Source organism: Mesorhizobium sp. WSM4842 (assembly GCF_055901575.1).
The window spans coordinates 1-22,275 of sequence record NZ_CM148372.1 but is presented as its reverse complement, the minus strand read 5'-3'; the positions used below and the strand labels follow the sequence as shown (position 1 = coordinate 22,275).

General features: G+C 61.1%; 18 protein-coding genes and 5 pseudogenes. 14 read left to right on the top strand and 9 right to left on the bottom strand.

Annotated features, from left to right (window positions below):
* The first annotated feature begins 154 nt into the window (after window positions 1-154).
* The 4 genes from AC0NIE_RS00115 to AC0NIE_RS00100 all read left to right on the top strand — a co-directional run bounded on the left by AC0NIE_RS00115 (window position 155) and on the right by AC0NIE_RS00100 (window position 7,090).
* Window positions 155-2,257 (top strand): bifunctional rhamnulose-1-phosphate aldolase/short-chain dehydrogenase, encoded by a 2,103-nt coding sequence (locus AC0NIE_RS00115; protein ID WP_473483686.1) that lies wholly within the window; start codon window positions 155-157, stop codon window positions 2,255-2,257.
* 168 nt (window positions 2,258-2,425) lie between these two features.
* Window positions 2,426-3,718, top strand: coding sequence for an L-rhamnose catabolism isomerase (gene rhaI / locus AC0NIE_RS00110; RefSeq protein ID WP_473483684.1), 1,293 nt, complete (start codon window positions 2,426-2,428; stop codon window positions 3,716-3,718).
* Between the two features lie 500 nt (window positions 3,719-4,218).
* Window positions 4,219-5,952, top strand: a complete 1,734-nt coding sequence (gene ggt, locus AC0NIE_RS00105) for a gamma-glutamyltransferase (RefSeq protein WP_473483681.1) — start codon at window positions 4,219-4,221, stop codon at window positions 5,950-5,952.
* 415 nt (window positions 5,953-6,367) lie between these two features.
* Window positions 6,368-7,090, top strand: coding sequence for a phytochelatin synthase family protein (locus AC0NIE_RS00100; protein ID WP_244602620.1), 723 nt, complete (start codon window positions 6,368-6,370; stop codon window positions 7,088-7,090).
* Window positions 7,091-7,159: 69 nt separating this feature from the next.
* On the opposite strand, the pseudogene AC0NIE_RS00095 reads toward AC0NIE_RS00100, so the two are convergent.
* The 4 genes and pseudogenes from AC0NIE_RS00095 to AC0NIE_RS00080 form a co-directional block, all read right to left on the bottom strand.
* A pseudogene (locus AC0NIE_RS00095) lies at window positions 7,160-7,662 on the bottom strand (recombinase family protein); the annotation flags it as partial.
* Between the two features lie 78 nt (window positions 7,663-7,740).
* Window positions 7,741-8,085 (bottom strand): hypothetical protein, encoded by a 345-nt coding sequence (locus tag AC0NIE_RS00090; protein WP_036267505.1) that lies wholly within the window; start codon window positions 8,083-8,085, stop codon window positions 7,741-7,743.
* A gap of 742 nt (window positions 8,086-8,827) precedes the next feature.
* Window positions 8,828-9,268: a hypothetical protein gene (locus AC0NIE_RS00085; RefSeq protein WP_095493505.1), complete on the bottom strand. Its 441-nt coding sequence runs from the start codon at window positions 9,266-9,268 to the stop codon at window positions 8,828-8,830.
* A gap of 157 nt (window positions 9,269-9,425) precedes the next feature.
* On the bottom strand, window positions 9,426-9,722 hold the full coding sequence (locus AC0NIE_RS00080; RefSeq protein WP_287307752.1) for a hypothetical protein: 297 nt from the start codon (window positions 9,720-9,722) through the stop codon (window positions 9,426-9,428).
* 126 nt (window positions 9,723-9,848) lie between these two features.
* Between AC0NIE_RS00080 and AC0NIE_RS00075 the strand changes: the two genes are divergently transcribed.
* Window positions 9,849-10,352 carry a hypothetical protein gene (locus tag AC0NIE_RS00075; RefSeq protein WP_474045539.1) on the top strand — a complete coding sequence of 168 codons (504 nt, stop codon included), beginning with the start codon at window positions 9,849-9,851 and terminating at the stop codon, window positions 10,350-10,352.
* 148 nt (window positions 10,353-10,500) lie between these two features.
* Here AC0NIE_RS00075 and AC0NIE_RS00070 read toward each other — a convergent pair whose 3' ends face one another.
* Both AC0NIE_RS00070 and AC0NIE_RS00065 read right to left on the bottom strand, forming a co-directional pair.
* Complete coding sequence (locus AC0NIE_RS00070; protein ID WP_473483678.1) at window positions 10,501-11,319, bottom strand: hypothetical protein; 819 nt, start codon at window positions 11,317-11,319, stop codon at window positions 10,501-10,503.
* Window positions 11,320-11,769: 450 nt separating this feature from the next.
* The gene (locus AC0NIE_RS00065; protein ID WP_133254699.1) at window positions 11,770-12,300 is read right to left on the bottom strand and encodes a class I SAM-dependent methyltransferase; all 531 of its coding nucleotides are present in this window, start codon (window positions 12,298-12,300) and stop codon (window positions 11,770-11,772) included.
* 837 nt (window positions 12,301-13,137) lie between these two features.
* On the opposite strand from AC0NIE_RS00065, the gene AC0NIE_RS00060 reads away from it, so the two are divergent.
* The 5 genes and pseudogenes from AC0NIE_RS00060 to AC0NIE_RS00040 all read left to right on the top strand — a co-directional run.
* Window positions 13,138-13,476, top strand: a complete 339-nt coding sequence (locus AC0NIE_RS00060) for a hypothetical protein (RefSeq protein ID WP_473483677.1) — start codon at window positions 13,138-13,140, stop codon at window positions 13,474-13,476.
* A 68-nt stretch (window positions 13,477-13,544) separates the two neighbouring features.
* Window positions 13,545-13,952, top strand: a complete 408-nt coding sequence (locus AC0NIE_RS00055) for an efflux RND transporter periplasmic adaptor subunit (protein ID WP_474047342.1) — start codon at window positions 13,545-13,547, stop codon at window positions 13,950-13,952.
* Window positions 13,949-14,101: pseudogene (locus AC0NIE_RS00050) on the top strand (efflux RND transporter permease subunit); the annotation flags it as partial. The gene AC0NIE_RS00055 and the pseudogene AC0NIE_RS00050, both read left to right, overlap by 4 nt.
* A 134-nt stretch (window positions 14,102-14,235) precedes the next feature.
* Entirely contained in the window at window positions 14,236-14,481 is a 246-nt protein-coding gene (locus AC0NIE_RS00045) for a hypothetical protein (protein WP_473489985.1), read from the top strand.
* An 89-nt stretch (window positions 14,482-14,570) separates the two neighbouring features.
* A pseudogene (locus AC0NIE_RS00040) lies at window positions 14,571-14,884 on the top strand (hypothetical protein); the annotation flags it as partial.
* 323 nt (window positions 14,885-15,207) lie between these two features.
* Here the strand turns inward: AC0NIE_RS00040 and AC0NIE_RS00035 are convergent.
* Window positions 15,208-16,314 carry a tyrosine-type recombinase/integrase gene (locus tag AC0NIE_RS00035; RefSeq protein ID WP_473489984.1) on the bottom strand — a complete coding sequence of 369 codons (1,107 nt, stop codon included), beginning with the start codon at window positions 16,312-16,314 and terminating at the stop codon, window positions 15,208-15,210.
* A gap of 217 nt (window positions 16,315-16,531) precedes the next feature.
* Between AC0NIE_RS00035 and AC0NIE_RS00030 the strand changes: the two are divergent.
* Window positions 16,532-17,457, top strand: a pseudogene (locus tag AC0NIE_RS00030) (DUF1403 family protein).
* A gap of 57 nt (window positions 17,458-17,514) precedes the next feature.
* Here AC0NIE_RS00030 and AC0NIE_RS00025 read toward each other — a convergent pair.
* Window positions 17,515-17,751, bottom strand: a complete 237-nt coding sequence (locus AC0NIE_RS00025; protein WP_473489986.1) for a hypothetical protein — start codon at window positions 17,749-17,751, stop codon at window positions 17,515-17,517.
* On the opposite strand from AC0NIE_RS00025, the pseudogene scpB reads away from it, so the two are divergent.
* Window positions 17,638-18,187, top strand: a pseudogene (gene scpB, locus AC0NIE_RS00020) (SMC-Scp complex subunit ScpB). The gene AC0NIE_RS00025 and the pseudogene scpB sit on opposite strands and share 114 nt — an antisense overlap.
* 344 nt (window positions 18,188-18,531) lie before the next feature.
* Here scpB and AC0NIE_RS00015 read toward each other — a convergent pair.
* Window positions 18,532-18,897 (bottom strand): ATP-binding protein, encoded by a 366-nt coding sequence (locus AC0NIE_RS00015; protein WP_473489983.1) that lies wholly within the window; start codon window positions 18,895-18,897, stop codon window positions 18,532-18,534.
* Window positions 18,898-18,992: 95 nt separating this feature from the next.
* Between AC0NIE_RS00015 and AC0NIE_RS00010 the strand changes: the two genes are divergently transcribed.
* Together AC0NIE_RS00010 and AC0NIE_RS00005 are read left to right on the top strand one after the other, a co-directional pair.
* Window positions 18,993-19,196 carry a hypothetical protein gene (locus AC0NIE_RS00010; protein WP_473489982.1) on the top strand — a complete coding sequence of 68 codons (204 nt, stop codon included), beginning with the start codon at window positions 18,993-18,995 and terminating at the stop codon, window positions 19,194-19,196.
* Window positions 19,197-19,776: 580 nt separating this feature from the next.
* On the top strand, window positions 19,777-22,116 hold the full coding sequence (locus AC0NIE_RS00005; RefSeq protein WP_474045526.1) for a S9 family peptidase: 2,340 nt from the start codon (window positions 19,777-19,779) through the stop codon (window positions 22,114-22,116).
* Window positions 22,117-22,275: the final 159 nt, after the last annotated feature.

Sequence of the window (22,275 nt, the reverse complement as noted above, 5' to 3'; positions counted from 1 at the left end):
GCAGTGTCAATCATTTCCGATCAGATAAATCCATTGTGCAGTGCAATATGATCGATGTTGATCGTTTGTGATTGACAACGCCGCCGCTTGCGTAGAAATTCGGACCAAAGGGACCGCGCCTTTTTGCGCGTCTCACGTCACGGGAGGATTACCTATGCTCGACAAGCGCTCCGGCACGCGCCTCGCCAATCTTTGGAATGAGGCGAAAGCCCTGGGGATGAGCGAGCCGGAACGTCTCGTCTATCGCTCGAATGTTCTTGGCTCCGACAAGCGCGTCACCAACTATGGCGGCGGCAACACCTCTTCCAAGATCTGGCAAAAGGATCCGCTCACCGGCGAGAGCGTGGAAGTGCTGTGGGTCAAGGGCTCGGGCGGCGACAGCGCCTCGATCAAGCTCGACGGTTTCGCCACGCTCTACATGGACAAGCTTAGGGCGCTGAAGGGTCTCTACCGCGGCCTCGAGCATGAGGACGAGATGGTCGGCTATTTGCCCCATTGCACCTTTAATCTTAATCCACGCGCGGCCTCGATCGACACGCCGCTGCACGCCTTCGTGCCGAAGCCCCATGTCGACCACATGCATCCCGACGCGATCATCGCGATTGCCGCCGCCAAGGATTCGAAGGCGCTGACCAAGGAGATCTTCGGCGACGCGATCGGCTGGTTGCCGTGGAAGCGTCCGGGCTTCGAACTCGGCCTGTGGTTGGAAAAATTCTGCCTCGAGAACCCTGAAGCCAAAGGCGTTGTGCTGGCAGGCCATGGCCTGTTCACCTGGGGCGACACCCCAAAGGAATGCTACGAGACGACGATCTCGGTGATCAACCAGGCGATCGAATGGTTCGAGCGCAAGTCTGAAGGCAAGCCGATCTTCGGTGGGGAAGTCGTCAAATCGCTCGACGCGCCGGCGCGTCGCGCCGTGGCGGCAAAGCTGATGCCGAGGATCCGCGGCCTGATTTCAGAAAAAAGCCACAAGCTTGGCCATTTCGACGATTCGCCCGCCGTGCTCGAATTCGTCAATTCGAAGGATTTGCGCCCGCTCGCGGCGCTCGGCACATCCTGCCCGGACCATTTCCTGCGCACCAAGATCCGGCCGCTGGTCATCGAGTTCGATCCTAAGGACCCCGATGTCGATGCTGTCATTGCCCGCCTCGCCGACGACGTGGCGGAGTATCGCGTTGGCTATCAGGCTTATTATGACAGGTGCAAGCATGCTGATTCGCCACCGGCGCGTGATCCGAACGCCGTGGTCTATCTGATGCCCGGCGTCGGCATGTTCACCTTCGCCGGCGACAAGGCGACGGCGCGCATCTCAAGCGAGTTCTACGTCAACGCCATCAATGTCATGCGCGGCGCCTCGACGGTGTCGACCTATGTTGGACTGCCCGAGCAGGAAGCGTTCGACATCGAGTACTGGCTGCTCGAAGAGGCAAAGCTGCAGCGCCTGCCCAAGCCGAAGGCGCTTGCCGGCCAGATCGCGTTGGTCACCGGCGGCGCCGGCGGCATCGGCCGGGCGACGGCCAACCGGCTGCTGCGCGAAGGCGCCTGCGTCGTGCTGGCCGATATCGACGAGACAGCCCTTGCCAGCACCAATGACGAGTTGGCGAAAGCCTATGGCAAGGATTTCGTGCGACCGGTGGTGATCAACGTCACGTTAGAGGACCAGGTGATCTCCGGTTTCGCCGAGACCGCGGTCGAGTTCGGCGGCATCGACATCCTGGTGTCGAATGCCGGCCTGGCAACCTCGGCGCCGATCGAGGAGACGACGCTGGCGCTGTGGAACAAGAACATGGACATCTTGTCGACCGGCTATTTCCTGGTTTCGCGGGAAGCATTCAGGCTGTTCCGTGCGCAAAAAATCGGCGGCAACGTCGTCTTCGTCGCCTCCAAGAACGGTCTTGCCGCATCGCCCAACGCCGCGGCCTATTGCACTGCCAAGGCCGCCGAAATCCATCTGGCGCGCTGCCTGGCGCTGGAGGGCGCCGACGCCCAGATCAGGGTCAATGTCGTCAATCCCGACGCCGTGCTGCGCGGCTCGAAGATCTGGACCGGCGAGTGGAAGGAACAGCGCGCCGCCGCCTACAAGATGTCGACTGACGACCTCGAGGAGCATTATCGCTCGCGCTCGATGCTGAAGCGTTCGGTATTCCCCGAAGACATTGCCGAGGCGATCTATTTCTTCGCCTCCGACATGTCGGCCAAGTCGACCGGCAACATCGTCAACGTCGACGCGGGCAACGCGCAGAGCTTTACGCGATAATAGTTTGAAGGCGGCGCTGCCCCTCACCCTTACCCTCTCCCGTGACGAACGGGGAGAGGGGGTCGCCAGCGCCGGCGCACTTCCCTTCTCCCCGTCTCTATACGGGGAGAAGGTGCCGGCAGGCGGATGAGGGGCAGCGCCAACCGAACGCATTTGGGAGGAAACGCAGTGTCCGAAACCATCATCTCAGCCGACATCGTCGACAAGGACAACGCCGCGCGCGCGGCCGACCTCAAGCGCGATTACGACTCGCTCGGCGAGCGCCTCGACCGCCGCGGCATCGCCATCGACGCTATCAGCGACAAGGTCGAAAAATTCGCCGTGGCGATCCCGTCCTGGGGCGTCGGCACCGGCGGCACCCGCTTTGCCCGCTTTCCCGGCGCCGGCGAGCCGCGCGACATCTTCGACAAGATCGAAGACTGCGCCGTGATCCGGCAGTTGACGCAGGCGACGCCGACAGTCTCGCTGCACATTCCGTGGGACAAGGCCGACCCGAACCGGCTGAAGCAGGCGGCCTCCCGCTTCGGCCTCGGCTTCGACGCCATGAATTCGAACACGTTCTCCGACGCCAGGGACCAAAAACTTTCCTACAAATTCGGCTCGCTGTCGCATGCCGATGCCGCAACGCGCCGGCAGGCGGTCGAGCACAATCTCGAATGCATCGAGATCGGCAAGACGCTGGGCTCGAAGGCGCTGACGGTGTGGATCGGCGACGGCTCGAATTTTCCCGGTCAGGTCAATTTCGCCAAGGCGTTCGAGCGTTATCTCGACGCGATGAAGGAGATCTACGCCGGACTGCCGGACGACTGGAAGCTGTTCACCGAGCACAAGATGTACGAGCCGGCCTTCTATTCGACGGTCGTGCAGGATTGGGGCACCAACTACATCATCGCCAAAGAGCTCGGCGACAAGGCGTTCTGCCTGGTCGACCTCGGCCATCACGCGCCCAACGTCAACATCGAGATGATCGTGTCGCGGCTGATCCAGTTCAAGAAGCTCGGCGGCTTCCATTTCAACGATTCGAAATATGGCGACGACGATCTCGACGCCGGCTCGATCGATCCCTACCGGCTGTTCCTCGTCTTCAACGAACTGGTCGATGCCGAGCTTTCCGGTGCCGAAGGTTTTGATCCGGCTCACATGCTCGACCAGAGCCACAACGTCACCGATCCGATCGAAAGCCTGATGTTGTCGGCGGTCGAGGTGCAGCGCGCCTATGCGCAGGCGCTGCTGGTCGATCGCAAGGCACTGGAAGCCTATCAGGACGCCAATGACGCGCTGATGGCGACGCAGACGCTGAAAGCCGCCTATCGCACCGACATCGAGCCGATCCTCGCCATGGCGCGGCTGAACACGGGCGGCGCCATCGATCCGGTTGCCGCCTACCGCGCCGCCGGCTATCGGGCCAAGGTCGCGGCGGAACGGCCGCCGGTTGCGGGTGGCAGCGGTGGGATTGTTTGATACCGGCCTGAAACGAAAAACCCGCCAACGGCGGGTCGCGGCCCAAATCAGCACCGTGCGGAAACCACTAGCATAACTGCCGGCACAAAGCAAGAACAAAATGGCTGAAGGTTGAGGTAGGGGCTTGCCATCGACGCTGCGACGCTGAGAGGTCACGGCATGGATCCTAGGGTCTCCGCGACGTCGCTTCGCGACTGCTCGCCCTAGGATGACGAAGGGAAAATCGTATCGGCCAATCTCCAAGGTTGCCATTAGCCGCCAATCTCCAACATCCGCGATTAGCCACAAGCCAACACGCTTTCGTCATCCTAGGGCGGAGCAGGAGCGAAGCGACGTCGCGGAGACCCTAGGATCCATGCCGTTACATCAGCCGAAGATCGCAACGGTGGTTACGAAGCGGCCGGTGAGGGCTGCACCAATCCCTTTCCGTTCTATTGCCATGGACTCAGCCTCTCCAAGCGGCTTTCCTACGGCGCATCGCCACGCCTCGGAGAACGGCCATGCATCGCCGCACCCTAATCGCGATCAGTCTTTCCCTCACCTTGGCCTTTGTGCCGCTGACGGCCATCTTCGCCGCCTCGCCGCAGCCGGCGAAGGGCGAGCATGGCATGGTGGTGACCGCCCAGCATCTTGCGTCTGAAGTCGGCGTCGAGGTGCTGAAGAAGGGCGGCAACGCCGTCGATGCGGCGGTCGCCGTCGGCTATGCGCTGGCTGTCGTCTATCCGAACGCCGGCAATATCGGCGGTGGCGGTTTCATGACCATCCGCTTCAAGGACGGCCGCTCGACTTTCCTCGATTTCCGCGAGCGCGCGCCGCTCGCCTCGACGAAAACCATGTATCTCGACAAGGATGGCAAGCCGGTGAAAGGCGCCAGCCTCGACGGCTATCTCGCGGTCGGCGTGCCGGGCTCGGTGGCCGGCTTAGAGACGGCGAGGGAAAAATACGGCACGCTGACGCGGCAGGACTTGATGGCCCCGGCAATCCGATATGCCAAGGACGGGTTCGTGCTGGAGCAGGGCGATGTCGCCTCGCTCGAAGGCGGTGCCGCGCGGCTGGCCAAGGACCCGGCCGCCGCCGCCATATTCCTGAAGCCGGACGGCAAGCCTTATGCCGTCGGCGAGCGCCTTGTTCAGGCTAATCTCGCCTCCTCGCTCTCAGCTATTTCGGAACGAGGTCGCGATGCCTTCTACAAAGGACCGATCGCCGCCGCCATCGTCAGGGCGAGCGGGGAGAAGGGCGGCATTCTGGCCAAGGCGGATTTCGAGAACTACGCGGTTCGCGAACTCGAGCCGGTGACCTGCAATTACCGCGGCTATGAGATCACCTCCTCGCCGCCGCCGAGCTCGGGCGGCGTCATCATCTGCGAGATCCTCAACGTGCTGGAATTCTACCCGCTGTCCTATCTCGGCGCGGGTTCCGCCGAAACCGTCAAAATCATGGTCGAGGCAATGCGCCATGCCTATGTCGACCGCAATTCGGCGCTCGGCGATCCCGACTTCGTCGACAACCCGGTCGAAAAGCTGCTGGATAAGAACTACGCGAAGGAAATCCGCGAAAAGATCGATCCGTTCCGGGCCGGGGTGTCGCAGGACTTGATGCCGAAGGGCTTTGGTGAGAGCCAGGAGACGACGCATTATTCGATCATCGACAATGATGGCAACGCCGTCGCGGTGACCTATACGCTGAACGGTTCGTTCGGCGCCGGCGTCGTCGCCGACGGCACCGGCATCCTGCTCAACAACGAGATGGACGATTTCACCCAGAAACCGGGCGTGCCCAATCTCTACGGCCTCGTCCAGGGCGAGGCGAATGCCATCGTGCCGAAAAAGACGCCGCTGTCGTCGATGAGCCCGACCATCGTCGCCAGGGACGGCAAGCCGTTCATGGTCATAGGCAGCCCCGGCGGCTCGCGCATCATCACCATCACGCTGGAGGCGATCGTCAACGTCGTCGACCACGGCATGAACATCCAGGAAGCGATCGACGCGCCGCGCATCCACCACCAATGGCTGCCCGACACGGTCTATATCGAGCCGTTCGGCCTGTCGCCGGACACCGAAAAACTGCTTGCCAGCATGGGCTACCACCTCGATCTCGCCGACGCGAGCTGGGGTGAGGCGGCCGGCATTCTGGTCGGCGGCAAGAGCCTGGCGGAAATCGAGAAGGGCGGCGGCGGCCGCTACAACGGCGCCATCGACAGCCGCGCCGCTTCCGGCGAGGCCATCGGATATTAGGTTATTCGCTTGAGTTAAGTGACCGGCGCAATGGTCGACGCGATCCCCCCGCTTCGCGGCGGGCGAGGAACCCAGGCCTTGAGAGGTCGAGGGACAGCACCCTGCCAGCCAATTTCCCCCGCGGGGAAATTGGCAGCTTCGCGGAAGGTGCAAGCGGTGTCCAGTTCTCCGGCTCTAGCCTTCGAGGCGAGGAAAAATGCCGCCGCAATGACGACCAGGAGGCCCGTTCCCGATAATGAAGGATCCGCCTGTAAACCGTGCCAGCTTCCGTTGTCGGAGAAACGCCGCAAACCACCTGGGTCACTCACATCAGGGGTCACAGATGGCTCTCGTTGCGCCGAAGCTCCTCTGGACAGTTGCGAAACGTAGGAGCAAGTTTGTCAGGCCGAAGGGTGATCAGCCAAGGAGCGCGACGATGTTCATGAAGCATGTCATTCGACTCGCACTGTTTGCCACGTTATTGGCCTCGATGGAGGCCAGAGCCGAGACGTTGCCACTGCCAGCAAATCTCATCGGGGCGGCTTCCGATGCCGGTGAAACGCTCCTGATCGAGGCCGATGCCCGGGAAGCCTATTTTCCGCTGGCCATAAATTTCGTCACCCAGAAGAACCAAGCTTTTTGTGGGGTGGCCAGCAGTGTCATGGTTCTGAATGCCATTGGCGTTCCAGCCCCACCAGTGCCCGAGTACGACCCCTACAGCACCTTCACTCAGGACAATCTTCTGGATGCCCGCAGCGAGCAGGTCATTCCGGCTGAGACAATCAAAAAGCAGGGCATGACCTTAGATGAATTGGGTGGCCTTCTTGCCTTGCAGCCCGTGCAGGTTGAAGTGCGACATGCTGCTGACAGCAGCCTGGACACCTTCCGTAAGGAAGCCCGAGGCTATCTCGCGACCAAAAAGCAGTTTGTCATCGTCAATTACTTGCGCAAAGCCATGGGCCAGGAAAAAGGCGGCCACATCTCGCCCTTGGCCGCCTATGATGCCGAGACCGACCGTTTCCTCATCCTCGACGTTGCCCGCTACAAATATCCCCCCGTCTGGGTGACGACAGCCGACCTATTTAACGCGATGAACACGCAAGACTCGGACAATGCCAACCGTACGCGGGGTTATGTTCTGATTGCTGCCAAGCCCTGATGTTGGCTAGCCCGGGTTGCAAATCGATTCTATGAGGGGTCGGAATAAGAACTGTTCCCCCCAGACACGCTAAGGTCGAACGGATCGTGAGCTTTCGTCACGAATGCTCATGATCGTCTGCCGGCTGGTCGCAAACCTTCTGGCGGCCGCCGAAACACTCATTCCCGTCGCCAGATCGTCGCGCACGTCCTGCTTCTGCTTTTCGCTGAGGGTCGAGGGGCGACCGAGAGCCTTGCCTTCCGACTTGGCGCGTTTGAGGCCGGACTGGGTGCGTTCGATCAGCAAATCCCGCTCGAACTGTGCGACAGCATTGAGCACGTTCATGGTCGCGTCCCGGCTGAGCTGGTAAGGTCGACGCCGCCAAGAGCGAGGCAATGAACGCGCTCGCCCATTTCGGCCAGCGTCCGGACCGTGGAGCTGACGTCGATGGCGTCGCGGCCGAGACGATCAAGCTTGGTCACGATCAGTACGTCCCCTGATTCCAGCCGATCGATAAGCCGCGTGAAGCCCTGCCGTTGCGCAATGGCCGTGCTTCCGGAAACCGTCTCGGTGATGCTGCGGCGCGGCTCGACGTGGACACTAGATTTCGTGCGCCCCGACTCTGTTGAGATTCAGGTCAGGCCTGCATCACCTGAATATCGGCAGACCCGTCAGATGACCAGCGTGATGGTGGACGCAATCAGCATCACCGCCGCGATGCCGACGAACAACGCATAGATGCGCGGCCGATCGAGCAGAAGCGCATTTCCCGATATCCACGCCGCGGTGGCGCCGCCAAGCGCGTACAGGAAGCCGTTACGGTGCCCCAAGGCCAGGGTTGCGGCCATCAAGCCGCCAATGATGAGAGCGCCGAACACGATGATCACGGCGACCGCGTATTTCTCGAAATCGTTACTGGCCACCCCCGGACCCATCACGTTCAACGTCGTCAGGTCGTCCGGGTCGAAGGGGTTGGCCGACCCATATTCGTCTTGACCGACAGGCTCGCGCATCATTCATTCTCCTTGAAGCGGCAACAAATCATCAAGCCTCGCCGAGCGCAACCGGATCGCGCCGCGTTCAATGCGACCGGCACGGTCTTCAACACTTTCTGGCCGCGGCTTGCTAGCGGTTTCTTGGATTTATGTCGGATCGTCCCGGAGTTCCAGGCGATCTGTGGGATCGTCCTGCCGTTCCAGGCGATCTGTCGGATTGGAATCGCCAGCCGGGCGTTTCGAGTTGAACGTCCGCCCCTCTGCAGGCGGATTCGAACCGCTGCCCTTGACTGTCGGGCCTGACGACGATCACGCGCAAGCTTCGCCATCGAACGGCGTGCCTGACGATATCGGTGTGGCGAAGATTGGGTCGGCGGGGAGGTTGGCCGGCGCCACTTTGGGGGGGCGTTGGGGTAGATTGCCTGATGGGCGCCGGCCAAGCGGAAATCAGGTCCGCCGCAAGAAAATATAACAGGAATGGCGCGGTATGGCAGTGGTGTGATCGCGGAAGATGGTTCGCGCTTTCCGGTGCGGTGACCCATTATGGCCAGTCGTCTGGCACCTGAATTGCACCGTAAGCAATGCCGGCCAACTGCCCGGAAGTTGTCCCCAAATATGGGGCCTCGCCGCTTCGCAAATGGCGCGGCGGGCCTTTTTGCTGGCGCATCGGGGCGGCGGCACGATTGAATTCAATCATCGGCACGCCGATATAAGCGCGGCGCCACCGGAACTCGATGGCAGGTTTCGCAGCACGCCGAGATTTTTAGGCTGCGGGAGCCGGCGGCAGTTCGAACAGGTTGGCGCCATTCTCCTGGCCTCGCTCGACATAGCCGATAATCCGGAACCATTTTGCGACGTCCGGTCTCTGGAGCCAGCTGCGCGAGTGAATGGGGAGGTTGCCGGCGAGCGCCTGGATATGGCGAATGTGCCGCTTGCAGAAGCGAACGGTCGCGGCGCTGAAGAAATCCTCCTGCGCGGCGAACAGCGTATCAGCAGCGTCGCTATTCTCGTGCCACGCTATGAGCGCTACCGTTTTTTCGCCCTGCACGAGCGCATGAGCACGGCCTTCTTTCAAGTTCATCATCAGATTGTCGTAGGCGATCTTGCTGTCCTTGCCGGCCGCGACGTACTCGTCCGATATCCGCTTGGACAGATCACTGAAAACATTTTCCAGATCTCCAACCGTTGCTGCGCGTGCTCTCATTTCGCCTCCTAGAGCCCCAGCAGGCAGTTTGCCCTAAGGATAGGGGATCACCAAGCAAATCAAATCCGTCATCCGCCTAACGTGAGCAAAGACGTTTCGCCGGGCGAGGCCGCCATTCTCTACTATGAACCAAGTCCGGCGCGCGCTTTCCTTATGCCTACGGGTAGACCTCAAAGTGCTCAAGAGAGGACGACTCAATTAACGCCTTTTCATCGCCCATATAGATCGATTGATTCCAGCTTGGTCCAACGGCCGCCTCTATGGCCTCGACGCTCTCCCAGACCATGCACATGCAAAAGGTTCGGCTCCCGCTCTCAACCATCGGTTTGCCCGGATAGAATGCTACCAATCCGGCTTGCTTCTTCAGCCAGGGTATCGAAAGCCTTTCGACACGATCCTGCCAGAGGTGTTCCTTGCCGGCGAAAACCGTGCCCCTGTAAATTCGGATGATCATCGCTAAGCCTTCCTGCTCAGCCTGACGCCAGCCCCGCCGCCATCGCACATGGCACCAAGCCATCGAGACGCAGCTTAAACGACCTCCTGGACCGTTCTATGTCGCTCCATCACGGCACTGGATCTCATGGAGGTCGACTGCGACCTAGAAGACAGCGCTGACGACGAGCGTTCGTCAGGCTGGCCGGATCGCGGTCCAGGCAGCGCGATGACCGCGAACTTGACAACTGCGACGACGAGGACAGCCACGACGCAGAGCCGTCCGAAGATGGGGAAACGGTTATGTGGACCGAGAACCCAGACGCGCCGCAGGAAGGTCAGCGCTGGCACGGCCACTTCTGATCAAAACTGCAAATTTGCAGGATTGCCCGCTGCCTCACGCGATTTTCTCGACGTGCCGGTTTATGTCGCCGATCGGACCGCTCTGAAGGCGATCGACCCGGCCAAGGACACTGCGGCCTTTCTGAAAGAGCCGGGCCGAGAGGGAATGCTCAAATGGATGGCTGGCGCGGCGCCGTTCTCCGACCTGGGTGAGGCCTATTTCGTCATCAGTGACGTGTCGGGCTACCGGCAACGCCGCCGGACTGCAGCACGTCGGCCGATGACGCCAATAGCCCTCAGTGCGTGGTGACGCCGACCATAGGGCAGGTGACGCCCACAGGAACCTTTTGGCGCTGGCGGGACAGCGCGCCCCTCTTCCGTCGTGCCGTCAAAAACAGCCGCCGGGCGAAACCCGGCGGCTTGGTCGTTCGACTGGGTCGTTTCAGGCGCGATCGGCTTTACGGCGCCGGAGCCAGCTTGGCGGCCGCCTGGTCGATCTTGTCGGCAAGCACACCCTTGGCCCAGTCCGTGACCTCGGCGTCGACGGGCTTGTTGGCCATGTCGGCCAGTGCCGCGTCGAGCGATGCATCGTCGGTGCCGACAGCGGTCTGGTCGGCAGCCGTCTGGGCTGCGGCAGCCGCTGCTTCGGCATCCGAGACCGTGGTTTCCTGGGCCGCGACCTGCGCTTCCAGATCCGCGATCTGTCCCGGCAGGGCCGCCTGGTCCTCGGGCGTCATGGCTGCAATCTGGTCAGGCGTAAGCCCGTTCAACGTGTCGAGCTGCGCGTTCAGGGCATCCAGTTGGGTCTGAGCGTCGACCGCCGCCGCGGCCGCCTTGTCAGCCGCGGCCTGCGCGTTCTGGGCGTTCGCCGACGCCGCCGCAAAGGCCTGTACGGCAGCGAACTTCTTGCTCTTGGAGTTCATGTAGGCGTTGACGTTGCGCTGCAGCGAGTTCAACCGGCCGAGCTTGGCACGGATATTCTTTTCCTTGGACACAGGGGCGGTCTGCTCAGTGTCGTCAACGCTTGCAACAGTCTCCGTTTCGGCCTTGGCCACCTGCCCCTTGGCTGACGCCGACTTGCCGTGCGACCCGCTATTGCCGGAATTGCCGCCAGCATTGCCGTTGCCGCCGCCGTTACCGTTGCCGCCACCATGGCCGTTACCGCCACCATGGCCGTTGCCGCCACCATGGCCGTTACCGCCTGCACCGGCCAGCGCCGGAGATGCCAGAAGCGCGAACACGGCAAATGCGGCGAAAAGAGTCTTTCGGGATGTCATAATTCCTCCTTTTGAATCGCACCTCCGCATATAACTGCCAAATATAACGAAGAGCTAATTTATATCTGAGAAACTTTATGCAAATGCGAAAGTCCGGCGGGTTGCGACGCCGACCTGCACCGAGGCCCTCGAAATTCCCCCGGGCAGAACTGTCTCAATCAAAGCCAAAAAGACTCTAACCGTTCGTTTCTGCTAAATTCCGGACGGAAGACCGTTCTTGGAATTGCGCTAGAGCGGATGCAGGATATCGGCGCCGCCCGTTCGTCGAACAGAACCGCGCAGCCGCGCTTGAGTGCCACCGCTGAAAGGGCGTTCGCCATCGCATCATCCGGCGACACAAAATCCACCGGTCAGCACCCTCAGCTCTTCCACCGCCCTGACTATCGAGCGGCGACCGTCCTCTCACAACGTCTGGTCCGTAGGTCGCGCAGGCAATCGCCATCCGCCGGCCTAGTGGCGATGATACGCCAGAACTGTACTGCCGCGTGGCGATTTGTGGCGATCAGATAAGGTGAACCCAGCACCCTCGATCAAAGACTGAAGCCGGATGTCGTCTTCGTCGGGAACTCGCGCCACAATCGTCTGTGCGCGGTTGATGATGTCGGTGAAGATGCGATCGGCCTCCTCCTGACCCAACCCCCTGCGGACATGCTGGTACACAGCGAGAAGAAGCACGATATCGTAACTGTCATTTAGAACAGATTGAAGCTTTCGGCTGCCTAGGTTCATGGCGTCAAATCGGCTTTCTACGTTCGATCCTAGAAAGATGGAACGCGCCACGCGGGTGTGTGGCTTCAGAATGTCAATGCCGTGGATGTAGGCCGGTCTGCGTTTGGCGATTTCATAAGCGACGATGCCCATATTGCAGCCAACATCAAGGATCGTCTTACCGGAGTAGTTTACCCCGCATGAAAATAATCCATCGAGCCGATCGTCCCACGTTCCTGCGCTATATTTCTTGTGCGATTTCCAAAAAGGCACGACTATCCTTCCGTGTCCTGGACCAAAGTCGAATTTTATCTGCGCCCGTTAGCATTTTCCGGCAAAGTCCAACGAAACGTCTGTCGGACGGTTAAGCAATTGCCATGGAAAATGGTGCCCAGAGGCGGAATCCAAAAGATGGAAAACTCTCTCTGTTTCCAAATCGTTAGGACTCACGCTATAGCAGGACTAGCCAACAAAAATACCAACAAAATATTTCTGTGGATTGGTTCGGTTCCCGGATATCGCTCTATTCGCTCAATGCCATCGCGTCCCAACCTTATCTCAAAGCCCATTGCTGTCGTTACTCGAGCTTGGTCCAGATAAGTCCTCTCGATCGCATTCCATGCTGCGTGAGCAAATAGAGGGTCCGCTGCCTCCGATTTCCCGACCTCTGATCGCTCTACCAATTGAAGATGGCGGAAACAAAGCGGCAATTCAGGATATGCGTCGTCCATAACTTTGATGTTTAGAACACACCGATGCGGAACGGTACGGCGGAAAAGTCCCCTTTTGTCCTGGTCGGAAGCCTCATCTGAGGTGAAAGCGAGCTTGGGGGGTGTGACGGTGCGGGCGTGAAGAGCATCGTCAGATTGTGCAGATTGCCCCCTATCATCGCCCCGCATAGGACATGATGGTTGCGCAACCGCACGCAGCAGCAATGCGCCTCATTGAGCCATGGCCACAATCACTTCTGATACCGTATCGGACATACTCGCGTTTGGGTTTAGTGAGCGATGGTTGAACCCGACCCCTATGCACACGACCCCTTCTTCAAGATGGTGGACGATTCTGAATGGATTGCCTGCATTGGCAGGCAGGTCGAGGAGGCAAACTATGGCGATGGCTACAATCGAGGCAGCGATGGAGCTTGTTGACGCGGTCATCGAGAAGCAATTGTTTGGCAAACGCAACACGCTTGTCCTGCCCATGCTTTACAATGCGCGCCATGCCATCGAGCTGGCGCTGAAATTCGCGACCGATCGGCTGGTCGCCGCGCAAATTGTCCGCGGTGACAGGAAGCGCGATCACAACATCAAGGCCCACCGGGAACGCCTTCACGCCACCGCGATTGGCGACGAGGCGCTTTCCAAGACGATCGCCGCGCTTGAGCGTTTCATCGAAAATCTGTCGCGCATCAGACGGGCAGGAACTGCGCTATCACAGAAACCGTGACGACGATCCCAGCCTAGCGGACTACGCGCTAGCCAATTTGAAGGTTACCCAGACCAGCCCTCAGCAAACTGAAAACGCTCATCGATGATTCGCAGTATCGTCTGGACGAAGCTACCGGCACGATGCGGGCCAGGGCGCGCTTCGGCAACAAGGACGGCGTGCTGCAGCCGGGCATGTTCGGCCGCATCAACGTGCCCGGCTCGCTGCCGCATCCGGGCGTGCTTCTGCCTGACGAGGCGATCGGCGCCGACCAGAACCGCCGCATCGTCTTCGTTGTCGACGAGGCAGGCCTGATCTCGGCCAAGCCGGTCCGCATCGGCCCGCGCATCGACGGCTATCGCGTTATCCGCGAGGGCCTCACCGGCGAAGAGACCATGGTAATCAACGGGCTGGTGCGAGTGCGGCCGGGCGTCACCGTCAAGTCCGAGATGACCACGTTGCCGCCCAAGGTTGAAGCCGAAGGGCAGACGCAATGAACTTCGCCCATTTCTTCGTCAACCGCCCGATCTTCGCGGCGGTGCTGTCGATCGTGCTCGTCGGCGGCATCGCCTATACGCAGCTTCCGGTCGCGCAATATCCCGAAATCGCGCCACCGACAATGGAGTTCTCATACTCCATCAAGGGTTAGGGTGATCGGACGCAAAGCCTGTTGGTGCTGGGTTCTTGCGAGCGCTGGACCGGTCGCGGCGAGCGGCCGCGCTACGTGCGCACCTTCGAAAAGGGCAAACGGCGAGCTCTACGGGGGATCGAGCGCATGCGTTGCGGCTTGCCAAACAGGTCATCAGAGCCCTCGACCAGAAACCGCTTGAGCCGATCGTCGCAGCGATGCTGGCGGATGGTCACAAGGCTGTGCTTTCGGCAATGGCCGTGTTGCGAGACAAGCCGAACCTGTTCGAACAGTTCCTCGTCCTGTGCGAAGAGGCCGGGCCGTTGAGCGAGCGGACTGCGATCAGCTGGGCGATGTCTATGTCGAAGCAAGGCGTGCCCGTGCCGCTTGATGAGTGACGCCTATATTTACCCGGGCACCACAGTCCTCATCAATCATTTCAACATCAGGGATCAGGCCAAACTCCAAGGAGCGTAGGGAGACCCTGAAGGCGTTCAGCCGCGACCCGATCGGAGCGCTCGGTCGCAGGATTTTATCGCCTCCGGGCCGCGCAGCCCGCAATTTGGCACGCCTTACACCTACGTCACGACCAAGACCTTCCTGTTGCACTTCGGCCTCGACACACTGCGGGACTTGCCCGATTTCGAGGCGCTTGACGTTGCCGCGCTGCTCAGCAAGGAGAAGCTGCTGGCGGGCGATATTCCCGTCGGGCTGGTGAGTGGTGGAGGAGGTGAGGAGCGACACTCCAACGCTAGGACTAGGATAGCGCAGCAGATACATGGAAGTAATCGCTTCATATGAGCGGTTAATAGTCGAATCAGCGAACTATTCGATCGATATCGATAAGAGGTCATTATCGATAGTGAGCTTCACGCCCGGGATTATCGCCTGTGACGGAAGTAAATGGCGGTATAGCTACCGTTACGCAAATCGCATACAACAGAATCAATGGCTTACGACACCGCAAATTTGCCTCTCACCACCCTGCTATCGCCGCTCGCCCGCGCCGAAGACCTTCTGGCCCTGTGGCTTTTACTTCCCGATTTCAATTGAAGTCCTAAGCTGAAAACCCAACCCTCGATTTTTTTATGTTGCAGCTTCAATCAGGGGAGGGGAGGGGCTCTTCAGAGCCCGGACGCCTTGGTGAGGTTGACGCGGAATCGGTCACGGCGTCGCTGATATTTTCGGGTCATCTCCGCTGACGCGTGACCGAGTTGCTTCTGCACGTAGCGTTCCTCGATCTCGGCCGAGGAGGCGAGGCCGGCGCGCAGGGAATGCCCGGCAAACAGCTGTTCACGCTCGCCCTCTGCAAGATCGGCGCGGACGCCGGCGGCCAGTGCGGTCTTTTTGACCAGGCGGGCGACGTGCTTGTCGGAAAGCCGCTCGACATCGACGGTCTTGTTGTCCTTGAAGATGCGCCGGAACAGTGGCCCGCGGGCGATCCTTCCCAGTCTGATCCAGGTCTCCAGCGCGACAACCGGACAAGAAAAATCGCTGGAGCCGCGGCCGACCTCGACCTCGCGCCAGCCGGTCTTGCAGCGCAGCGTGACCAGCACCCCTTTGTCCGGAAAGATCTCGATCCAGCCAGCCCCATCGCTCTTTTCCTCGCGCGTGACGTCGAGCCCGACGATTTCCGAGCGCCGCAAGCCGCCGGCGAAGCCGAGCAGCAGGATGGCGCGGTCGCGCAGGCTCCTGAGATCGTGGCCGAGCGTGGCGATCATGGCGAGCAGATCTTCGCCCAGCAGGGCTTCCTTCACGCGCGGCGGCTTGGCATGCTTGCGGCGGATGCCGGCGAGCACCGTTGCAATGTGGCGGTCCGCTCGGTCCATGGAAAGGCCGCGCTGGGTAAAATTCCAGGCGAGGCCGGAGAGACGGCGCTCGATCGTCGAGACGGACAGCGCCGGGGCGCCGAGCTTCGGTCCACCAGCCGCGCAGGCGCTGATATAGAGCCCGATCACCTTCGGATCCGGGGGCAGGGGATCGAAGCCGTTGCGCCGGCACCAGGAGGTGAAGTGACGCCAGTCCTTGGCGTAGGCGTCGCGCGTGTTCTCCGAACTGGCGTTGTTGGCGTAGTCCTTGGCGGCTTCGACCAGGTCCTCGACGTGCGCCGGGACACGGGGTGTCGGCCGGCCCATCTCCATGACGAGATCGACGATATCGGGCATCTCGCAGTCGAGCGGATCCTCAGCCGGAAGATCGTTTTTGGCGGGTTTGGACGGGGGATTTTCCATGATTTGGCAGCCTAGCGCCATACGTCCGATAATGCAACCTTACCGGACATTATCTGGCCACGACAGGCGCGGCGGTTTGTTCGTATTGTCGTTGTTAAAAGCGCCGCCATGATTCATGCTGTCGACGATGATTCTCCACGCCAAACCGCCTTCGCGACACGCAGTCCAGCCGCTCGGCGCCGCGCCGATCGGGCCCATGGCGACTGTGCCATCCTAGCTGCGCAGGGCAGTCGAGACGGCGCAAACCCTTGAGATGCTGCGCTTGCCGCCGGCGCGGCGCTGACCGCGCTCGATGCTGTCGTGCGCCGGGACGAAAAATGGGCGGGCGCCTGGCGGCAGCGCCTCGCGCTGGCGGCGGCCGCGACAACGGCGCGGCAGGCGGGGCGCACCGAGGACGAGGCCGCGCTGCGCGACACCGTGCTGCTCACCCGCCCGGGCGATTTTTCGTCCGTCGGTCCCGCCGGTCTTTTGCTCCTCGCCTGGCGGCGGCTGGCGGCCCGGCCCGCGGAGGAGTTGCTGACGGAGGCAAGTCTCACCGCCGTGCACGAGAAACTCGGCCATGCCGGCGACGACGAAGCCGTCACCGATCTGGTTGACGAGATCGGCCAGCTGTCTGCGGCAGAGGGGGTTGTCGAGATGCTGACCGGTGCTTTCGCGAGCGCCGGGCGCCATGGCTTCGGACGCTATTTGGGTTCGTGGCTCGCCGACGCCCTGCTCGCGCAAAGACTGGGATGGCCGCATGCGGTGCCGCTTCTGGGAGCGCAGCCTGCATCGGGCGGAAGCACGCGTGGCGTGCGAGTGAGAACAACCAGTCTGACGGAGAGGGATCAGGCGCCAGGCGGGGAGAGGGTGCAGGGCCTGCTCGTGGCTCAGGCGCGCGCCGCACTGCGCGCCATCGACCTCTCGATCGAGCTCGGCCGCCGCGCCGAGCGGCTCATTGCCGTCACGCCGAAGCTGCGCGCGAAGGGTGCGGATCTCGTCGTCGAAAAGCTGCTGTCCGACGACGCGCTGGTTGCCTCGCGCGGGGACAAAAAAACCGGGATGAGCGACCGCGGCCTGCGCCGCTTGTTCGACCGACTGGTCGATCTCGGCGCCGTGCGCGAGCTGTCCGGCCGCACCACGTTCCGCATCTACGGGCTTTAGGAAATGGCTGAAGCGGACCGCAAGAGGCGAGGGCAGGGCCGATCAGATGACCATCGATCAGGCGACCGCCTGTTCGATCGCGATCTCGACCACCTGCCGGCGGAGGTTCGTTGGCGGGAGTGGATGAACCGCGTCGAAGCGACGATCTTCGCGGCCAGCGAGCCGGTGACACGTGACACCCTGGCGCGTATCGTCGGCAAGAGCTGCAATATCGATCTCATCATCGATGATATCCGCGAGGAACTGCGCGGCCGGCCCTATGATCTGGTGGCGGTCGCCGGTGGCTGGAAGCATCTGACGCGGCCGGCCTATGCCGACGCCATCCGCAGTGCATTTGGCACCGCCGTCGGCGCCAGCCGAGCGGACGCTAGACCTTTCGCAGTCGGAGGTACTCGTGCTGTTGACGATCGCCTACTTCCAGCCGATCACCCGTGCCGAACTGTCCTCCTTCTTCGGCAAGGAAATCGGCCGCGACCTGATCGGCAATTTGCGCGGCTTCGGCCTGATCGCCTCAGGCCCACGCAGTCCGACCCCAGGCGCGCCATACACGTATGTCACGACCAAGGCGTTCCTGCTGCAGTTCGGGTTCGACACTCTGCGCGATCTCCCCGACATCGAAGCGCTCGAGGATGCAGGCCTGCTGTCGAAGGAGAAGCTGCTGGCGGGCGACATCACGCCGGGGTTTTCCAGTGACTGGGAAGAAGATGCGGGCGTTGCCGGTGATGAATAGCATGCTGCTCACCAGGGATGGGTGGTTCGCGGGCAGCAATCCTATCCGCGTGGGACCGCAAGAACACGGTGACGCTTCGTTTTGATCGCATCGTCAGTGGCGCGCGAATAGGCCGCGAGCAGAGCAGCAAGGTCGGCGCCGGTCGAGGGTGACCGCACAGACCTCGGCGATCCTTGATGCGTGTCCATGAAATCCGAGAAGTGCGCAATCAACCGGTCATGGCCGCCTGCAGCCAGGACGAGCCGACGCCGCCGGGCAACAAAGAAGAGTGTTGGGGTCGAGCCAATCAATGTCGCCCTTGGCGCGAGAACAGGATGGTACGCTCTTGGGGTACCGCATTTCCGCTACGACACTAGGCGACCTGTCGGCTGATCTTCACCAGGTGCAGTGACGCCGGAGCCTGCGGCAGTTCGTGGATCGTCACGCTCGGACACAGCCTTCCGCGCGAGGTCGCACAGGTGCTGATGGTGGGTGAAGTACACCACCTGTCCCACCTTCGCCATTCCCGCGAAGAGCCGGAAGGCTTCCTCTGCGCGGAAATCGTCAAAGGTCTCCATGATGTCCTCGGCCAGGAATGGCACCGGCCGATGCGAAGAAGCGAACTCATGATATCCGGCGACGCGAAGGGCCAGATAAAGCTGGAACCGCGTTCCCTTCGACAGCGCGGCCGCCACCTTTGATCCGCCGTCCGCGCTTACGGCGACGAGCATCTCGGTGTCCTTGTCAGGCTGGGTCACGAGCCCCGGTAGTTGCCCCTGCTGATCGTATGAAACGCCTCAGACGCTTGAGCCATCATGGAACTCCGGTGGCGGTCCCGGTAGAGGCGAAGTGCCTGTTCGGCCGCCACGACACCAATCCGCAGCTTGAGATAGCGGAGAGCCTTCTCGTCGATCTCGAGCGACGCGGTCCGGCGACGCTCTTCGATCCGGGCAGCGGCATCGTCATCTCCTATCGCATTGACCGCGTCTGCCGCCTTGCTGTGTTCGGTGAACAGTCCCGGCTCCGTTGATCCTGATCCTCGAAGCGGCCTTTGAGTTCTGCCGCTTCCGTTTCAAGGTCACTCTTGTCAACCCGAGATACACCCAAGGTCAATGTGACTTGGGGTTGTCCGAGCTGTCGGATATGCGACGTCAATGTCGGTCATCCGACACAGCCGGTCCGATCGATCGCCTTGATCTAAAGGGATTTTCCTTTGGCGCGCATATTGCATCGTTCATCCGGACAGGGATCAACGGACTGACGCCAGCCATGCAGAGAATGTCGATCGCCAACGCTTCGTGCCGGGCCCCGTTCCGGCCGTTTCCGGTGCAGGAACAGCAAGGGAGTGTGATTGCAAGGCGCCATCGGGCTTTGAAGATTCCATCATGTGGACATGGAAAATACTCTGCTGGCTCGGGTGCCAACTCTTCAGTCTGGTTCACCCGGCCAGTTCCTGGATATCGGCGTAGGGCGCACGGGTCATGTTGACTGCCGTCTCGGCCGCACCCCGCGTGCTGACGCCTTCGAGCAACGCTCAACGCTGTTGCAACCGGCGATGAGAAGCCAAATCCAAAAACGCGTATTCCGAAAACCGAAAAGGGTGAACAGGTATGTATAGAATCGGCGCTTTGACGCTCGCGCTATTGATTGGGGGAGCATCGGGATCGGCAACCGCTCAGGCGCTGGCCAACGATTCGAATGGTGCACATCCACCGCTGGCGCTGGCGGATTTCGAGCGGGCACTTACGATCAACGATCGCTATAGCGGACTCAGTGCCAATGTCCCCGAAATGCCTTTTTGGCTGACTGGGGGTGAAGCCTTCGTCTACCGCCGGACTAGCCACGGCAAGCGCCAGTTCATGCTGGTCGATGTCGCCACGGGCGTGAAGCGGCCGCCCTTCGATCAGGCCCGTCTGGCGGCGGCACTTAACGGGGCGAGCCATAAGCGGTATCAGGCCGACGATCTTCCCTTCGAACGTTTCGAACTGACCGAGGATGGTCGCAGGCTCGACTTCCTGATTGAGCAGGTCCGGTGGAGCTGCGACGTTGCAAGCTATGCCTGCACCAGCACAAAATTGGATGCGGACGCCCCGTCCTTTCAGCTCAGCCACGACTACACGCCACCAGCTGAGAATAACCCCGACCAGAGGAGCGTCTCGCCCGACGGGAAGTGGATCGTCTATATAAAGAACTACAATGTTTTCCTGCGCAGCAAGGACGGATTGCAGAATGTTGCGCTGAGCCGGGATGGATCAGAGGGCAATTACTACGACTTTTCGACACTGAGCTGGTCGCCGGACTCGCGCCACCTCGCGGCCTACCGTGTTCGTCCCGGCTTCAAGCGGGAGCTCCACTACCTCGATTCGTCGACGGACCAGTTGCAGCGCGAACATTCAACACTGGTCTATCCCAAGCCGGGCGATGTCCTTCCGCTACCCCAGCCGGTCCTGTTCGAGATTGCCGGCCAGCGCCAGGTCGCGATTGACGACGCCCTGTTCTCGAACCCCCTCGAACTTTCCCCTCCCCGGTGGTGGGCGGACGGTCGCGGCTTTACTTTCGAATATAACCAGCGCGGGCATCAGCTCTATCGGCTGGTCGAGGTAGACGCCGCCACGGCCCGTGCGCGCTCGATCATCGACGAGACCAGCAAGACATTTGTTGATTACCAGCCTCTGGTGATGGATCAGGAGGATGCCGGGAAAATCTTTCGTTACGATGTCGACGACGGGAAGGAGATCATCTGGGCATCCGAGCGCGACGGGCATGAGCACCTGTATCTGTTCGACGGCCGGACGGGCGCGCTGAAGAACCAGATCACCTGCGGTGAGTGGGTGGTCCGGGCGGTCAACCATGTCGATCCGGTCAAGCGCCAGATCTGGTTCGAGGCGAGCGGGATGCACCCGGGGGAGGATCCCTACTTCGTCCATGGCTACCGCATCGGCTTCGACGGGAAGGGGCTGACTGAGCTCACGCCCGAGCCGGCCAATCACCATATCGAGTTCTCTCCTGACGGCCGCTATTACGTCGATCTCTGGTCACGCATCGATCTACCGCCCCGCATGACGCTCTACCGCGCCATCGATAATGCCAAGCTCATGCAGGTGGAGACCGCCGACATGTCCGAGCTCGTCGCCGCCGGCTGGCAGCCTCCACTCAGCTTCCACGCCAAGGGGCGCGACGGCAAGACTGACATCTGGGGCGTGATTCACCTGCCCGCCAATTTCGATCCGAAGAAGAAGTACCCGGTGGTGGAGAATATCTATGCCGGGCCCCAGGGCTCCTTCGTCCCAAAATCCTTCTCAAGACGGACAGAGCCGCTCACGCAGCTGGGCTTCGTCGTTGTGCAGATCGATGGCATGGGTACCAACAACCGCTCGCGCGCCTTTCATGACGTTGCCTGGAAAAATCTGAAGGACGCAGGCTTTCCCGATCGCATCCTATGGCACAAGGCGGCCGCCGCGAGGTATCCATGGTACGATATCTCCAATGTCGGCATTTTCGGCGGGTCCGCAGGCGGCCAGAACGCGGTGGGCGCGCTGCTCTTCCATCCCGAATTCTATAAGGTCGCGGTCGCCAAAAACGGCTGCTACGACAACCGGTTATACCAGATCTGGTGGAGCGAACAGTGGATGGGGTGGCCAGTCGGCATTGAATATTCCCAATCCTCCGCCATCGACAATGCTTACAGGCTGCGGGGCAAGCTGATGCTGGTCGTCGGCGAAATGGACCGCAATGTCGACCCGTCCTCCTCGCTGCAGCTTGCCGACCGACTCATCAAGGCGGGAAAAGATTTCGCCATGGTCTATGTGCCTGGTGCCGATCACGGCCCGCCAGGCATCTACACTGAGCGCAAACTCCTGGACTTCTTCGTTCGCAACATTCTCGATCAGACCCCACCCGACTGGAACGCTAAACGAACCGAGCTGCAAAAGAGCAAATCGTCACGATGATGGCTTCGGCAGCTTCTGCCTATAGCAATCCTCGCCCCCTTTTGTTGGCTGTGATCGAGGCGGCGAGCGAGCGGAGAACCGCTCGGACGAGGGCCTGTGCCGATTCCTGCGCACGGGCCTTCGCAAGACGGAAACAGGCGCGATTCCGACGCTCGACGG

Excerpts from the sequence above, each read along its gene's own strand:
- AC0NIE_RS00115 (WP_473483686.1), top strand. The coding sequence starts at position 155 with ATGCTCGACAAGCGCTCCGGCACGCGCCTCGCCAATCTTTGGAATGAG.
- ggt (WP_473483681.1), top strand. The coding sequence starts at position 4,219 with ATGCATCGCCGCACCCTAATCGCGATCAGTCTTTCCCTCACCTTGGCC.
- AC0NIE_RS00100 (WP_244602620.1), top strand. The coding sequence starts at position 6,368 with ATGTTCATGAAGCATGTCATTCGACTCGCACTGTTTGCCACGTTATTG.
- AC0NIE_RS00090 (WP_036267505.1), bottom strand. The coding sequence starts at position 8,085 with ATGATGCGCGAGCCTGTCGGTCAAGACGAATATGGGTCGGCCAACCCC.
- AC0NIE_RS00085 (WP_095493505.1), bottom strand. The coding sequence starts at position 9,268 with ATGAGAGCACGCGCAGCAACGGTTGGAGATCTGGAAAATGTTTTCAGT.
- AC0NIE_RS00080 (WP_287307752.1), bottom strand. The coding sequence starts at position 9,722 with ATGATCATCCGAATTTACAGGGGCACGGTTTTCGCCGGCAAGGAACAC.
- AC0NIE_RS00075 (WP_474045539.1), top strand. The coding sequence starts at position 9,849 with ATGGAGGTCGACTGCGACCTAGAAGACAGCGCTGACGACGAGCGTTCG.
- AC0NIE_RS00070 (WP_473483678.1), bottom strand. The coding sequence starts at position 11,319 with ATGACATCCCGAAAGACTCTTTTCGCCGCATTTGCCGTGTTCGCGCTT.
- AC0NIE_RS00060 (WP_473483677.1), top strand. The coding sequence starts at position 13,138 with ATGGCGATGGCTACAATCGAGGCAGCGATGGAGCTTGTTGACGCGGTC.
- AC0NIE_RS00035 (WP_473489984.1), bottom strand. The coding sequence starts at position 16,314 with ATGGAAAATCCCCCGTCCAAACCCGCCAAAAACGATCTTCCGGCTGAG.
- AC0NIE_RS00025 (WP_473489986.1), bottom strand. The coding sequence starts at position 17,751 with ATGCTTCCAGCCACCGGCGACCGCCACCAGATCATAGGGCCGGCCGCG.
- AC0NIE_RS00015 (WP_473489983.1), bottom strand. The coding sequence starts at position 18,897 with ATGCTCGTCGCCGTAAGCGCGGACGGCGGATCAAAGGTGGCGGCCGCG.
- AC0NIE_RS00005 (WP_474045526.1), top strand. The coding sequence starts at position 19,777 with ATGTATAGAATCGGCGCTTTGACGCTCGCGCTATTGATTGGGGGAGCA.